Origin of the sequence: Pseudoduganella umbonata (genome assembly GCF_014192225.1) — a bacterium.
Classification (GTDB): domain Bacteria; phylum Pseudomonadota; class Gammaproteobacteria; order Burkholderiales; family Burkholderiaceae_D; genus Rugamonas; species Rugamonas umbonata.
This window is the reverse complement of record NZ_JACHXS010000001.1, coordinates 488,849-502,076: the sequence shown is the minus strand read 5'-3', so window position 1 is coordinate 502,076 and position 13,228 is coordinate 488,849. Positions and strand designations below refer to the sequence as shown.

At 68.6% G+C, this 13,228-nt stretch carries 14 protein-coding genes; 2 read left to right on the top strand and 12 right to left on the bottom strand.

Translation table 11 applies throughout. From position 1 onward, the window contains the following. Window positions 1-2: 2 nt before the first annotated feature. Genes FHS02_RS02040 through FHS02_RS02020 form a run of 5 tightly spaced genes read right to left on the bottom strand, consistent with a single transcriptional unit; the run spans window position 3 to window position 3,758 of the window. The gene (locus FHS02_RS02040; RefSeq protein WP_137312571.1) at window positions 3-701 is read right to left on the bottom strand and encodes a hypothetical protein; all 699 of its coding nucleotides are present in this window, start codon (window positions 699-701) and stop codon (window positions 3-5) included. Between the two features lie 11 nt (window positions 702-712). Further along, window positions 713-1,423 carry a hypothetical protein gene (locus tag FHS02_RS02035; protein WP_137312570.1) on the bottom strand — a complete coding sequence of 237 codons (711 nt, stop codon included), beginning with the start codon at window positions 1,421-1,423 and terminating at the stop codon, window positions 713-715. A gap of 13 nt (window positions 1,424-1,436) precedes the next feature. Continuing rightward, window positions 1,437-2,087 (bottom strand): hypothetical protein, encoded by a 651-nt coding sequence (locus FHS02_RS02030; RefSeq protein ID WP_137312569.1) that lies wholly within the window; start codon window positions 2,085-2,087, stop codon window positions 1,437-1,439. 6 nt (window positions 2,088-2,093) lie between these two features. Continuing rightward, entirely contained in the window at window positions 2,094-2,774 is a 681-nt protein-coding gene (locus tag FHS02_RS02025) for a hypothetical protein (RefSeq protein ID WP_137312568.1), read from the bottom strand. Window positions 2,775-2,777: 3 nt separating this feature from the next. Continuing rightward, window positions 2,778-3,758 (bottom strand): OmpA family protein, encoded by a 981-nt coding sequence (locus tag FHS02_RS02020; RefSeq protein WP_137312567.1) that lies wholly within the window; start codon window positions 3,756-3,758, stop codon window positions 2,778-2,780. A gap of 159 nt (window positions 3,759-3,917) precedes the next feature. On the opposite strand from FHS02_RS02020, the gene FHS02_RS02015 reads away from it, so the two are divergent. After that, the gene (locus FHS02_RS02015) at window positions 3,918-4,262 is read left to right on the top strand and encodes a hypothetical protein (RefSeq protein WP_137312566.1); all 345 of its coding nucleotides are present in this window, start codon (window positions 3,918-3,920) and stop codon (window positions 4,260-4,262) included. Between the two features lie 89 nt (window positions 4,263-4,351). Here the strand turns inward: FHS02_RS02015 and FHS02_RS02010 are convergent, their stop codons facing one another. The 3 genes from FHS02_RS02010 to FHS02_RS02000 form a co-directional block, all read right to left on the bottom strand. Continuing rightward, on the bottom strand, window positions 4,352-7,540 hold the full coding sequence (locus FHS02_RS02010; protein WP_229422512.1) for a glycoside hydrolase family 2 TIM barrel-domain containing protein: 3,189 nt from the start codon (window positions 7,538-7,540) through the stop codon (window positions 4,352-4,354). A 275-nt stretch (window positions 7,541-7,815) separates the two neighbouring features. Further along, window positions 7,816-9,030 (bottom strand): YsnF/AvaK domain-containing protein, encoded by a 1,215-nt coding sequence (locus FHS02_RS02005; RefSeq protein WP_137312565.1) that lies wholly within the window; start codon window positions 9,028-9,030, stop codon window positions 7,816-7,818. Window positions 9,031-9,047: 17 nt separating this feature from the next. Beyond that, window positions 9,048-9,530: a YsnF/AvaK domain-containing protein gene (locus FHS02_RS02000; RefSeq protein WP_229422511.1), complete on the bottom strand. Its 483-nt coding sequence runs from the start codon at window positions 9,528-9,530 to the stop codon at window positions 9,048-9,050. A 179-nt stretch (window positions 9,531-9,709) separates the two neighbouring features. Here FHS02_RS02000 and FHS02_RS01995 point away from each other — a divergent pair, with 179 nt between their 5' ends. Next, window positions 9,710-10,123, top strand: a complete 414-nt coding sequence (locus FHS02_RS01995) for a hypothetical protein (RefSeq protein WP_137312564.1) — start codon at window positions 9,710-9,712, stop codon at window positions 10,121-10,123. A 47-nt stretch (window positions 10,124-10,170) separates the two neighbouring features. On the opposite strand, the gene FHS02_RS01990 is transcribed toward FHS02_RS01995, so the two are convergent. The 4 genes from FHS02_RS01990 to FHS02_RS01975 form a co-directional block, all read right to left on the bottom strand. Further along, window positions 10,171-10,890 carry a GGDEF domain-containing protein gene (locus FHS02_RS01990; protein WP_137312563.1) on the bottom strand — a complete coding sequence of 240 codons (720 nt, stop codon included), beginning with the start codon at window positions 10,888-10,890 and terminating at the stop codon, window positions 10,171-10,173. Further along, entirely contained in the window at window positions 10,887-11,282 is a 396-nt protein-coding gene (locus FHS02_RS01985) for a DUF1987 domain-containing protein (RefSeq protein WP_137312562.1), read from the bottom strand. Before FHS02_RS01985 ends, FHS02_RS01990 begins: the two co-directional genes overlap by 4 nt. Before the next feature lie 13 nt (window positions 11,283-11,295). Beyond that, window positions 11,296-11,859: a SiaB family protein kinase gene (locus tag FHS02_RS01980; protein ID WP_371870552.1), complete on the bottom strand. Its 564-nt coding sequence runs from the start codon at window positions 11,857-11,859 to the stop codon at window positions 11,296-11,298. Window positions 11,860-11,954: 95 nt separating this feature from the next. Continuing rightward, window positions 11,955-13,196: a SpoIIE family protein phosphatase gene (locus FHS02_RS01975; RefSeq protein WP_137312561.1), complete on the bottom strand. Its 1,242-nt coding sequence runs from the start codon at window positions 13,194-13,196 to the stop codon at window positions 11,955-11,957. Between the last annotated feature and the right edge of the window lie 32 nt (window positions 13,197-13,228).

Genomic DNA, 13,228 nt, shown 5'->3' with positions numbered 1-13,228 from the left:
TCTCATGCCACATCGGAAAGGATGCCGACGATATCGTTCAGCGTGCCGGCGGTCAGGTTCAGGCCGGTCTGGGTTGCCTGCATCGAGTCCGCGAACAGCCCGATGGTGTCGTCCACGCGGCGCACCACGTCCGCCATCGACGCCTGCAGCGCCGCGTAGCGCTGCAGGCGCTCGCGCATGGCCTGCGCCGCCTCGTCGGCGTCGCCGCGCAGGTGGCTCATGCTGCTGTCGAGCAAGCCATCGACATGTCTTTGCGCCTTGCCCGCGGTTTCCTGCCATGCCGAACCGGCCTGCTCCAAAGCGTCGGCCAGCTGCGCGGCGGCGCGCCCGGCCACGCCGGCCACGTCTTCCCGGCCGGCAGCCAGCACCGCCGCAGCGGATTCGTCCAGTTCCACCAGCCGCTCCGAGAACGCCGCGGCCGCCTGCCGGGCCTCGCCGGCGGCGTCCCCGATGGCCGCTTCGGCGCCTACGGCCGCCGCTGCCAGCGCCTCGGCTGCCGCCGCCGTTTCGTCGGCGACGGCGGCGCATTCGCCTTGCAGCCGTTCGCGCAGCATCTCGATGCGCCCGGCTAATGCGGCAAGCTGGTCCGCCGTGACACCCGGCCGGCCGGGGTCGCCGCCGGCCTGCTCCAGCGTATCCATGCGATCGGCCAGTGCCCGGGCCAGTGCCAGCGCTTCGTCGATGCCTGCCGCTTCCGCCATGAGTTCCCCCGTTACACGGATATGCCGACCGCCTCGGCGAGGCCGGTCACGCGCCCGACCTGCTCCAGCAGCGGATCGAGGACGACCTGCACGGCGTCGAGCAACGGCTGGGTGGCCGCCCGCTCCCCTTCCGACTGCCGGATCGCCGCCGACAGCGTTTCGCGGGCATCGGCCAGCGCGGCTGACAGCAGGGCCTGCAGCTCCCCCGCGGCCTCTTCGAGGCGGTCGGCGCAGGCGTCGACCGCCTGGCGCTGCAGCGCGTCCATCTCGGCGATGCGGCCCGCGAACGACTCCGTCAGCGGCGCCAGCAGCACGCCCTGGGCCGCCTGGTCCAGCCCATCGGCAAACTCCCCCGACGCATCGGCCACCTCCCCGGCCGCATCGCCGCAGGCGTCGGAGAATTGACCGGTCCCGTCGCGCAGGCCATCGGCGAATTCGTCGATCCGCTCGATCAGCCCGTCCAGCGCCTCGACCGTGCCGGCCACCTCCGCCGCGGCCGCGGTCTGCCACGCCGCCAGCTGGTCCAGTGTCCGTTCGCTGCATTCGAGTGCGGCGTCGGCGCCCTCCTGCACCTGCTGGTTCAGGTCCGCCAGCGCGGCGGCCAGCGCGTCGAGCAGGCCGTCCGGTCCATCGTCGCCGTCGTCCGGCGCCCCCAGCAACGGCCGCAGGCGCTCGTCCAGCGCAGCCACCGTTTCCTGCAACACCGCAAGATCGTCCGCCATCGCTTCCCCCGCTTCAGAATCCGCCGCGCGCCAGCTGCAGCGCAGCCTTGATGACGCTGACGGCTGCCCGCAGCGCGACCAGTTGCGGCACCAGCGGCCCGACCGCGCCCATGATCGCGACGCTGGCCTGGGTCATCACGACGTTGTCGGCGATTTCCCGGCGCATGTCCTGTTCGACTTGCGTGAAGAGCGCCCGCGCCTCCTGTTCCACGCCCTGCGAGAAGCGTGCCGCGGCGGTTTCCGCCAGGCGCTCGAAGCGTTCGGCCACGGCCAGGTTCAACTCCGCCGCGCTGCGCAGCACACCGGCCTGCAAGGCATCGTGCGCGTCGCCGAAGGTGTCGGAAAACCTGGACAGCGTGGCAGGGAAGGCGCTCCCCATTTCCCTGTCCAGCGCACCGTCAAGGCCGCCGAGCGCCGTCTCCGCCGCTTCGAGCTCCTCGGCAATGTCCGCTTCGGCCAGGGCCTCGGCACGGTCGTCCAGGTCGCCGGCGCGCTCCTGCAGCGCCTGCCGCGCTTCGTCCAGCTCGCTGCGCATCAGTTCCGCCGCCCCGCTCAGCTCCTGCAATGCCGTCTGCTGCGCCTGCATCAGCCCGGCCACGTGCTGCGCCAGTTGCCGCAGCTCGTCGGCGATGCCGGCCAGGGCGATGGCGGCCGGTGTGCTCATGGCAGCTCAGGCGATCGCGGCGACCGCGTCGAGCGCCGGCCGGATGCCGGTGATGACCTGGACGATGTCGTCGATCTGCCGCGTGATGTCGTCCAGCACGTCGATGACGTCGGCGGCCGCGCCGACGCCGGCCGATTCGATCCCGTCCAGGGTCCCGTTCAGTTTCTCGAACACTTCGCTGCCGGCGGCGCGCACCTGCTCCAGCCGCTGCGCAGCGGCAGCGTCGCCCAGCTCTTCCGTCCCGGCGGACACGCCACGCATGGCCTCGCCGAACGACTGCTCGGCCGCCTTCGACAGGCCGGCGGCATCGTCCACCAGCTGTGCAAGCCGTTCCTGCACCGCGTCTTCCAGTGCCTGCGAGGCGGCCTCCGCGTTGTCGGCCTGCGCGGCGGCGCTGTCCTGCGCCGCCGCGAATTCCTGCTGCAACTCCTCGACCAGCGTTTCGATCTGCCCGGCGGTTTCGGCCAGCGCTTCCTGCCACTGCGTGCGCGCCTGCTGCAGATCGTCGAGCATCTGCTCGATCTCGTCGATGCTGTCGAGCACACTGGCCAGCTGCGCGGCCGCCTCGTCCTGCGCGCCCGCTTCGAGCCGGGCAATTTGCGCATCGATGGCATGGAGCTGGGCGACCAGGGCGGGCAGGTCCGGACCGGCCCCGGCGCCAGGCGCTGGCTCGACGGGCGCGTGCACGGCTCAGTAACCGTTGAAGGGGAATATGGCGCTGTGCAGCGCCAGCACCCCGGTGGTCACCGAGCCGAGCCCGGGCATCTGCAAGCCGGTGCCGCCCTCGACCGGGATGATGCCCGGCCGGGTCGACGCCAGCAGCCCCTGGGCATCGATGATCTCCTCGATCGACAGCCGGAACGTGCCCGCGGCACTGAGCGGCCCCGCCGTGGCCCCCGGGTCCTGGAACAGCGACGCTTTCGAGTTGAACTGGTGCAGCTCGACCGACCGCGTGGTCGTGAAGCGGGTGGGCGGGCCGGCGTACGTCATCGAACCGGGGCCGGGAATCTTTGGCAGCGAAATGCCCAGGCCGCCGGCCGTGTAGAAGAAGAAGGCCGTCTTTTTGGCCTTCAGGTCGACGATCTGGAAGATGTAGTTATCGGCCTGCAGCAGCAGCGACGCGGAGAAGCCGCCGACGACCCGTATCTCGAATTCGGTCGACTGGGCAGGGCCGGGCGGTTTCGGCGGCGGGGTGGTCGACATCCATGCGATCTCGATGCGCCGGTTGGCCCGGCGCTGCAGCTCGCTGGCCGGCTTCTCGTAGATCAGTTCGCGCGTGCCGAGTGCCTCGGTACGGTAAGCGATCAGGCCCAGGCGTGCTGGCGGCAGCTGCCGCCGCCGCGCCTCTTCGTCGACGAATTCGCGCAGCTTTGCCACGCCATTGTCGGCGCGCTGCCGGCTGATATCCGTTTCAAAGTCGCGCCCGCGCTGGTCGAGGTCGGCATGGCCGATCACCAGCACTTCGACACGCCGCTCGGCGGCGATCTCGTCGGCCAGCTTGCCCGCGTACCAGCGCAGCGCATCGAGCTGGACCGGGCTGAGCTCGGTCCCGTGCACCGGGTAGTTGGCGATCGGGAAGGAACCGTCACGCGCCTGCGCGGCGGTGCCTCCGAACAGCAGCACGCACAGCAGCATGCGCAGCAGGTGAAACCCTATCGTCCGGTAGTGCATGGCGCGCTCCCTGCGGGTGTCGATCCATGCAGCCTATCGGATTAGGACGGAATGTCAATAAGATAACCAAAAAGCAACTCAGCGGCGAACATGCCGCCGGTACCGGCCGCGCGCCTGGAACATGCGCCATCCGCCCGCGCCACCTGCTATGCTTCGCCCATGACTACCGATTCCGATATTGAACTGTCCGGCCCGTTCAAGGCCACCGACAGCAGCGGCCGCGCGCTCGACGTGAAGGCCATCCGTATTTTCGACGAGGGCTACGGCATCATCGACGTCTACGTCGACTTTGCCAAACCGCTCGATGGCGGCCACAAGGACAGCGTGCTGCTCAAGCAGATCGTCGAGCGCCTGCGCGCGCTGGGCTACAAGGGGCCCGACTTCGGCCTCAGCGACGCCGGCCTGCAGGAAAGCAAGCTGATCGTGCTGGAGGCACCGGAAGAGTTCGCTGCGTTCGCCAAGAGCCGCGGCTGGAAGAACCTGGCCGAAGAGTTCGACGAGTAAGCACGCCGCCTTGCGCACCACGTGCCGCGCGGTAGCTACCGCGCGGCCTGATTCGCTGGTCCATCACTCGAGCCGATCACTCGAGCCGATCACTCGAACCTGAAGGTCATCGTTCCCCGATACTCCCCGTTCGCCACCGGCCACGCCGCCGCCGGCCCCAGCACCTCCGTGCCGCTGAATTTCTCGCCGATGGCGGGAATCGCATGCAGCCACGACAGGTCCCCGGCCGGGAATTCCACCGTTGTGTTCGCATGTGAGATACGCGGCGTGCCCACGCGCAGGTAGCCGTCCGGCTGAGCCGCACTGACCAGCAGCGCACCGGCCGCCGTATCCAGCCGCGCCCAGCGCACGCCGGCATAAAAGCCCTGCGATTCGGGATAGCGGAAGGTCTCCCCCGGCTGCTGGTCGAAGCGCGCCACTTCGTGCACGCCGAGCCATGTCCCGTGCAGGCGGTTCTTCCAGACACGATACGGCCCCTGCCCCAGCCAGCGCGTCGAGCGCAGCGCCGTTTCGGCATGGTCGAACGTCACGCCGTGGTACTGCACCGTGCCGTCGAGCCGGTATGCATAGTCGAGCCGCAGCGCGCCGTCGGCGTGCAGCGTCCAGCGTACGCGGTCCATGCCGGCACCGCTGGCCGCTTCCAGCCATGCCGCGGGCTTGCCGTCGGCCCCGGCGCCGGTGCCGCTGGTGACCGTGCCCATCGCGCCATCAACCGCGGGGAACCGCTGCGCCGCGTGGCCCAGCCGCACCGTACCGAAAGCCAGCGGCTGGCCATGTTCGTCGACCGGTGGCGACAGCCGCACCGCCAGCACGGGCTGCGGCGGGAAGCGGTACTCGGTGCCGTCGGAGCGGCGCCGTGAAGCGTCGAACAGGGTCTTCCAGGTATGGCCGTCGGCGCTGATGTCCAGCCTGAAGCGGGCATACGCGCTCTTCCTGGCAGGGTCCGGCGCGATGTCGATTACGCTGGCCACCTGCGCACTGGCCAGCCGGCGCACCCCGCTCGCGGCATCCTCGCGCTCGAACGGCAGCCACGATACAGCCGCAGCGCTTGCCGGACGGGCATAGACCAGGCGCGGGCCATTGGCCAGCGCCGACACACGGTCGCCGTTCTTCAGCGCCAGCAACCGGCCCGCCGCATCGAAGCTGGCCGTGATGGCGCCCGCCACCAGCCGCGTGCCCTCGCCCGCCTGTTCGACGCGTGGAGAACTGGACAATGACCCGGCTGACGGAGCGGCCGATGCCGCGACCACCTTGCCCCCGGCAGGCACCGAACGAAGCGCCAGGTCCGCCGCCGGATACGTCCACGTCCACAGATGGCTGCCGTCCGGCCCGGTGGCGGAAACCTCCAGCGCATCGGCCCCGTGGCTGCGCCAGTTGGCCGGCAGCCGCAGGTCGAGCGTGCCGCTGGCGCGTGCCGCGACGCGCGGCCCGGCAACCTCGCCCTTCGCCAGCACGCTTGCAGCAATCGATGCGGTCGATGCCGCCGACGGGCCAGGATGGCGCACCAGCCGCCAGCCGAAGCGCACCTTGTCCAGTCCATGGAAGTCATACCGGTTGTCGACTTTGAGCCGGCCGTCGAAGCGCTCGTCGAGCACCGCATCGGCCAATTGCACGGGCGACCAGATGTGCCGCACCGCGTGATAGCTGCCTTCCTTCTCGTGCGCGGGGCCGACGATGCCGTCCGGCCCATAGGTACCGTAGGGGTCGACGCGGTTGCCCTGGTCGGTGCGCACCACGCCTTCGTCGTTCAGTGCCCAGATCACGCCACCCACGCCGACCGGCGAGGCCATCATCGCGTTCCAGTAATCGTCCAGGCTGGCCGCGCCGCCGCCGTCGTACAGCGCGTGCAGGAACTCCGTCGGCATGAACAGGTTCGGTCCCGCCAGCCGCTCGTTGAGCAGCTTCCAGTTCGGATAGTGCTTGGTGTCGATGTCGCCGAAGATCGCCCACGGGTGGATCACCGGGCGCTTCTGCGGATCGTATTTGTGGTATTCGCCGTCCAGCTCGAGATTGAAGCCGCCCTCGTTGCCGTTGGCCCAGAACAGGATGCTGGGGTGGTTGACGTCGCGCGGCACCATCTCGGACACCAGCTTGCGGCCGATGGGCGTGCCGTGCGCGGCCTGCCAGCCGGACAGCTCGTCGATCACGTACAGCCCCACTTCGTCGGCCGCGCGCAGGAACGCCGGGTCGGGTGGATAGTGGGACATGCGCGCCGTGTTCATGTTCATCGACTTGATCAGGCGCGCATCGGCATAGTTATCCTCCGGGTCGAGCGCGCGGCCCGTCCCCGGCCGGAAGCTGTGCCGATTGACGCCCTTGATGACGATCTTGCGCCCGTTCAGGTACAGCCCGTCGCCCTTGCGCACCTCGAAGGTCCGGAAGCCGAAACGCTCGGTGGTGGCGTGCAGCGCCTTGTCGCCCTGGCGCAGTGTCAGGCGCAGCGAGTACAGGTTCGGCGTCTCGGCCGACCACAGGCGCGGCTTTGCGAAGGCCGCACCCAGTTTCACCGGCGTACCCGCCCCGTCCACCGCGGCGCGGAACGGCTGGCCCACCGGCTTGCCCGCCGCATCGAGCACCTGCGCTTCCACGGTGGCACCGGGCACTGCGCCCGCCACCGTCACCGTCGCCGCCAGGCTGCCGTCGGCGCGCGCATCGATGGCGGCATGCGCAATCGACCGGGCAGGCGCCGCCTCCAGCCACACAGGGCGGAAGATGCCGCCAAATACCCAGTAATCGCCACGCCGTTCGGCCTTGTCGGTCAGCGGGTCGGTAGCCTTCTTGCTCACATCCACTTCGAGCACGTTGTCGCCCGCATGCCGGACCAGCTCCGTGATGTCGTAGCCGAAGCGATAAAAGCCGCCCACATGCGGCTCGCCTGCCTGCACGCCATTCACGCGCACGGTGGTTTCCGTCATCGCCCCCTCGAACACCAGCCGGATGGCGCGCCCTTTCCATGCCGGCGGCACGGCGAACTTCAGCCGGTAGTGCCCCACTTCCGTGAATCGCTTGTCGCCCTCGCCGTAATCGTAACCGCCGAAACCCTGCAGTTCCCAGTTCGACGGCACCGGGATGGTGCCCCAGGCACCGGCGCGCCGCCCGTCGGACACCTTGAATTCCCACGGCACCGCGGTGGCCGGCCCGGTGCCTGACAGGTAGCGCTGCTCGGTGACGGGGACGGCAAGCACGGCACCGGCCATGGCGAGCAGCGTGACGGCGGCCGGAAGCCGGTGCGCTGCGGCGTGAAGGATCCTGGGAACGAGCGTCGTGGCAATAGGCATGGCGATGGCGGCGGATGGCTGGGCTGCCCAGCATAGCGTCATCGGGCCGGGAAGTCAGCCATATGGCCCATTCGCTCATCATCATGCGCAGGGCGGGCAGCCACCCCGACCGGGCGCCCGATGCAGGGAGCCCGATGCAGGAAGCCAAATACAGGGCGCCAAATACAGGGAGCCAAATAGTGGGAGCTAGATACAGGGCGCCAAATGCAGCAGGCCGCCGGCATCGTCAAACGATGCCGGCGGCCTGTCATGCCCCTACTGCTTGCCGGGCGAACTTACTGCGTGATGCGTTCCCAGCCGTGGCGAACGGCGGCCTTCGCTTTTTCCCAGGTGGACTCGGGATAGCGCGACTCCCAGCTGCTGCGCAGGCCCGGTTCCGACTCGTCCCAGGACTTGCCGGTATAACCACCACTGCCGCGCATTGCCGAACCGTAGCGGTAGGCGGGCGCAAAATCGTCGTAGGTGCCGCCGGCGGATGCGAAATTGCTGGTCCAGTGGCTGCGGTAGTAGTCCTCGTCGTCGGTGCTGCCCAGCTGCTCGACGTTGACTTCGGTGTGGCGCACGGTGTCGCTGATCTGGTCGGTGCGCTGCGTGACTTCCTTGCCGACCCGCACTTCCTCGACGACGCGGGCGGTTTTCTGCACCACGGCTTCTTCAGCGCTCTCGCGCAGTTCGAACGAGGTTTCCTGGAACGCGCCCACCTGCGACGGATCGATCGGGCGGTCCACCGGGGTCCGTTCCACGTTGACGTGCTCTTCGCGCAGGCTCACGCTCTCGTTCACCGGCGTCTCGACCAGGCGCTGGTAGATGCGCACGCCACCGCGCTGCACCACCCGCTTGCCGACCTTCAGTTCTTCCTGCATCACCGGGATCACCTGCTCGTCGGTCCCGGCGCGCTGCAGCGAGCCGGTATCGCTATAGCCCTGCTGCGAGCCCGACGGATAGTTCACGCCCTGCGTGCCGGAGACGGTCGTCCCCTGCAGGCTGTCGTCGCGCAGCGAGGAGCTTTGCTGCGATGCGCCCAGCAGTGCACCGCCGCCGGTGCGCGCGCTGGACGGATTCCAGCCGCTGGCTTCCCACTGCGAACGCTGTTCGTCGATGTCGATCGGGCCGAACTGCTCGACGATGTCGGCGGCGCGTTCCACTTCGTCCTGCGAGGTGGCCGTCACGGTCAGCAGCACGTTGCCGCGGTTGAGCGCTTCGCCATAGACATGGCGGTCGTCGTCGTCGTCGCCGAACATATTGCCGAAGAAGTTCTTGATGCTGTCGCCAATCGAATGTTCGCCCGTGGCGGACGAGGAAGACGAAGAGGACGAAGACAGCGACGAGGCGCTGGCGCCGGTGCTGCCCGTGCTGCTGGCGTCGGCCGTCGAGGAAGCGGTGGAGCTGAGGTTGATGGACCCGGACCCGATGCCCGAGCTGACCAGTTCGTCGCGGGCCCTCTCGGCATCGGCACGGTTGTCGAATACGGCTGCTAGCGTATGGCTCATGATGGGTTTCTCCTGTTTTAGTCTGACTTGGGTTGGTTGCGGTCGCCATCCCGCGCGGATTCGTCGAACGCTTCGACCTGCACGTCCTCGACCCGCAGCGATACGGTTTCCCGATACTCCTGCTGCCTGCGTACCCGGGTGATGCGCAGTTCCTCCTTGATGCGGAAGCGTTTTTCGATCACCAGGACTTCTTCGGTCACCGGAACCACCAGCACGTCGCCTTCATAGCGGGAAGGCGGCGCTTCGGAGACCACGCGGTCGACAGCGACACGCTGGACGTCGATTTCCTCGTGCCAGAGCTGTTCGCTGATTTCCACGGGCTCCTCGGTGACGCTGCGGGTGACACGCACGCCACGTCCGGTATCGACGACACGGGTGGTGACATCGATTTCCTCGCGAATCACGGGTACGGCAACTGATTCGCTGCCGGGGCCGGTTGGTTCCAATGTTTTGTCCATGCCAAAAAGTCTACGGCGTTTGGCAATAAGGTGGCGCTCCATTGCCGCGCTGCATGGATGTGTACTATTGCGGCCTGTGGCGACCTTTGCCCGCGCACACAATATCGTGACTCTTTCCAACTGGCGCGACAGAGGTTAGGCTTACAGCACGCGAGCAGCCCGGCCCATAGGCGGCACGCGCATCCTGTCGGGTGGGCGCCATTCAAGAAAGCCAGACAACTATGCAAGAAACCCGAAAAGACGAACTGACGGCCCAGAAAGTCCATATCGCCATGATTTTCCGGGAAATGCTGGGCCCCGACGATGCGCGCGCCTACCTGCACGCCGAGAACGTACCGGAACCGGTGATCGAACGGGTGGTGTCAGGGGAGACGACCCGGCTCGACCAGGAGCCCGACCCGCCGGCGACCGCGCCGCCCCCCTTGCCCGACCTGAACAATATTTTCTATGGCAGTTCGGGGCGCCGCCGCAATACCGTGAAGGCGGCCATCGTCGAGGCGGCACTTACCGTCAGCAAGGAGCTCGGCCGCGACCGCGCCGAGCAGCTGCTGCGGCGCGAGGCGCTGCCCGACGATGTGATTGCCAGGGTGCTGGCGGAGGACGGCGCCGGTCGGCGGGCTCGCTCGCCGTTGTAATGCCGGGTCATGCCCTGTGAATGCGCGCCGTGGCGGCGCGCCCGCCATTACTGCGCGTCCAGCCTGACGCAGTCGCGGCCTTCGCGCTTGGCGCGGTACAGCGCCGCGTCGGCCTGGCCATAAGCGGTCTCGAACGTGGTACCGCGCGAGAACCAGCCCGCGCCGATGCTGGCCGTGACGGTCCGGTCGACCGGTTCCGCATGGCGCAGCGCCCGCACCGCGTCGCACAGCCGCTGCGCCACCCCGGCCACTTCGCCGCGCGCCAGGCCCGGCCATACGATGGAAAACTCCTCGCCGCCCACGCGCCCGAGCGCCGCCGGCGCCGGCACCAGTCCCTTCAGGCCATCGACCACGGCGCAGATCACGCCATCGCCGGCCGGATGGCCGAACGCATCGTTGATGGCCTTGAAGTGGTCGATGTCGAGCACCAGCAGCGCCGCCGGTTCGCCTTGCAGCACGCCGCCGGCATAGTCGATCAGCGCGCCGCGGTTAAGCACCCCGGTCAGCGGGTCGTGCGTGGCGCGGTGCTGCAGTTGCAGCGCCAGTTCGTGCAGCGCGCGGTTCATCTGCTGCATGTCGCGCTCGGCCCGGTCGCTGCGCCCGATCAGCCGGCGCGTCTCGCGCATCAGCCGCTCGTAGTGCGCGACCAGTTCGCCGAGCACGGCGCGGTGGTCGGCGCCGTCCGCATCGCTGGCGAACGCGGCGCGCGCCCGCACCAGCGCCTGGGCCTCGGCGGCGAACAGGTCCGGCTGTTCCGCCACCGTCATGCCTGGCCGGCCGGCAGGATGCAATCGACGAACTCGAGCGCGGCGAAATCGTCCTGCAGTTCCTGGCCGAATTCGAGGATCGTTTCATCTTCCTCGTCGCGGTACCAGTGCAGCCGCACCTCGTTGCCGAAGATGGCCGCTTCGTTCAGCGCATCGAAGAGCGCGAACAGCATCTTCGTGCTCGAACTGTTGAAATAGGCCAGCGCCACGTGCACGTCGATCGACTGGCCGTCGCACAGTGCCAGGTAGGCACGCAGCCGGTCGAGCACGGGGCCGTAGAACGCGGCGGCGTTTTCCGGGTACGACTCGCCGCGGATCGACAGGTGATGCCGGGAGAATTCAAACGAGACTTCGGGCGAAGTGGGCGATGCGGGAAGAAAGAACGGTTCCATGTGGGGCTCGGTATCAGATGGTGGCGGCGATGCAGAACACCGTGCGGGCGGCATCGGTGCTGTCGGGCAGGAAGTGGAAGTCCAGCGGCGCGCTGGCATCGCGCGCCATCGTCAGGAAGCCGAGGCCGGCGCCCTTGCTGTCTTCCGGCGCGGCCTGCCGCAGCGCGGTCTTGTAGGCCGACCTGATTTCCTCGACCGTCATCGCGCACAGCGGCTCGATGCGGCCGCGGATCGCGTCGACCCTGTCGTTGGCCACCGGGTTGGCGCACAGCAGGTGGAAGCGCTCGCCGCAAGCGGCGATGCAGAACGCGCCGCCGCGGATCTGGCGGTCCGGCTGTTCGGCCGGGGTCAGCGCATCGGCCGAGTAGTGCATGATGTTCTGCGACATTTCCACGAAGGCCGAGAAAATCCGGCGGCTGGTCGGGCCGGCCGTGCCGGCGGCATTCAGGCGCGCCTTGATCGTCTCGGCGATCGCGCTGACGACGTGCTGCGAGAAATAGCCGGAATAAAAGAAGATGACCTGGCGCTGGCTGGCCGCATGCCAGAAATCCTGGAACTGTTGGTATTGCAAGGCGATTGCTCCGGTGACGGTGGTTTCGGTAACGGACGATGCGCTGCCCGCTGGCGCGGCCATGGGCAGTGGCCCAAAGGCAGGGCTGATGGCTGCCGCGCTCATGGCCTGCAGCACAGGTAAGTGACGTCGTCGCGGCGCGGCTGCCCGCCCTGCCAGCGGCCCAGCGCTTCCGCCAGCAGTCCTGCCAGGGCAGCGGCGCCGGCATCGCGGTGCTCCAGCAGCAATTGCTGGACGCGGCGCTTGCCGAACGAGATTTCGCGCTCGCCGCCGATCTGGTCGAACAGCCCGTCGGTACAGGCGAACAGCAGGCTGCCCGGCGGCAGGTGCACGGTCTGCACGGACCAGCGGTGCGCGGCCGGCGTTTCCGCGTAGCCGATGCCGGTGCGGTCGGCCTCGAGGATGCGGAATGCCGGCTCGCCCGGCACCAGCACAAACAGCGGCAGGCGCGCGCCGGCATACGACAGTTGCCGCGTGGCGCCGTCGAACCACAGCGCCGCCGCATCGAGCCCGTCGTTCGACAAAGCCGCGGCGCCGCCGTACCGCGCCTTGCCGTGCTGGCCCAGCATGTCCTTCACGCCGCGATTGAGTTCGGCCAGCAGCGCGGCGGGCTCGCGCGGCCCGCACCCCTGCAGCGCCTGGGTGAGCAGCGACGAGGCGATCAGCGTCATGAAGGCGCCCGGCACGCCGTGGCCGGTGCAGTCGGCGATCACCGCGCACCAGCCGCCGGCATGCCCGGCCACGTGATAGAAGTCGCCGCCGACCACGTCGCGCGGCTGCCATACCAGCGCCGCATCCGGCAGCGCCGCGGCCAGCGCCTCGTCGGACGCACGCAGCAGCGCGCGCTGGATCACGCTGGCATATTCGATGCTGTGCATGATCTGGCGGTTGCGCTCGGCCTGCATGTTGGCGACCACGTTCATCAGCTGCAGTCCATAGCCGACGCCCTGCAGCTGGCCGGCGCGCGTGATGATGAAGCCGTCCGCCAGCGCCTTCTCGCCCGACTCCACGGCGCGGAAGGTCAGCGCCTCGATCGACAGGTCCGCTTCGACCACCAGCGGGGCCTTGTCCATGAACGCGATGCAGCTCTTGCGCCCGTACAGTTCCTGGTAGAACGGCTTCGACATCTGCGACATGAAGATGTTGCGGCTGATCAGGCCGATCGGGCGCCCTTCTTCCACCACGGGCAGCGTCATCAGCTCGCGCCGTTCGGTGAACAGCGCCAGCACGTCGCCATTGCTGGCACTGGCCGGCACGCTGGCCGTGGCCACGCACAGGTCGGCCGCGGTGGCCGGGCGAAAACGCGGCAGGGAGTGGCGGGACGGGTTGAAGGTTGTGGTCATGGCGGCTCGGAAAAGAATCCGAACATTCTATA

Excerpts from the sequence above, each read along its gene's own strand:
- FHS02_RS02040 (WP_137312571.1), bottom strand. The coding sequence starts at position 701 with ATGGCGGAAGCGGCAGGCATCGACGAAGCGCTGGCACTGGCCCGGGCA.
- FHS02_RS02035 (WP_137312570.1), bottom strand. The coding sequence starts at position 1,423 with ATGGCGGACGATCTTGCGGTGTTGCAGGAAACGGTGGCTGCGCTGGAC.
- FHS02_RS02030 (WP_137312569.1), bottom strand. The coding sequence starts at position 2,087 with ATGAGCACACCGGCCGCCATCGCCCTGGCCGGCATCGCCGACGAGCTG.
- FHS02_RS02020 (WP_137312567.1), bottom strand. The coding sequence starts at position 3,758 with ATGCACTACCGGACGATAGGGTTTCACCTGCTGCGCATGCTGCTGTGC.
- FHS02_RS02015 (WP_137312566.1), top strand. The coding sequence starts at position 3,918 with ATGACTACCGATTCCGATATTGAACTGTCCGGCCCGTTCAAGGCCACC.
- FHS02_RS02010 (WP_229422512.1), bottom strand. The coding sequence starts at position 7,540 with ATGCCTATTGCCACGACGCTCGTTCCCAGGATCCTTCACGCCGCAGCG.
- FHS02_RS02005 (WP_137312565.1), bottom strand. The coding sequence starts at position 9,030 with ATGAGCCATACGCTAGCAGCCGTATTCGACAACCGTGCCGATGCCGAG.
- FHS02_RS02000 (WP_229422511.1), bottom strand. The coding sequence starts at position 9,530 with ATGGAGCGCCACCTTATTGCCAAACGCCGTAGACTTTTTGGCATGGAC.
- FHS02_RS01995 (WP_137312564.1), top strand. The coding sequence starts at position 9,710 with ATGCAAGAAACCCGAAAAGACGAACTGACGGCCCAGAAAGTCCATATC.
- FHS02_RS01990 (WP_137312563.1), bottom strand. The coding sequence starts at position 10,890 with ATGACGGTGGCGGAACAGCCGGACCTGTTCGCCGCCGAGGCCCAGGCG.
- FHS02_RS01985 (WP_137312562.1), bottom strand. The coding sequence starts at position 11,282 with ATGGAACCGTTCTTTCTTCCCGCATCGCCCACTTCGCCCGAAGTCTCG.
- FHS02_RS01975 (WP_137312561.1), bottom strand. The coding sequence starts at position 13,196 with ATGACCACAACCTTCAACCCGTCCCGCCACTCCCTGCCGCGTTTTCGC.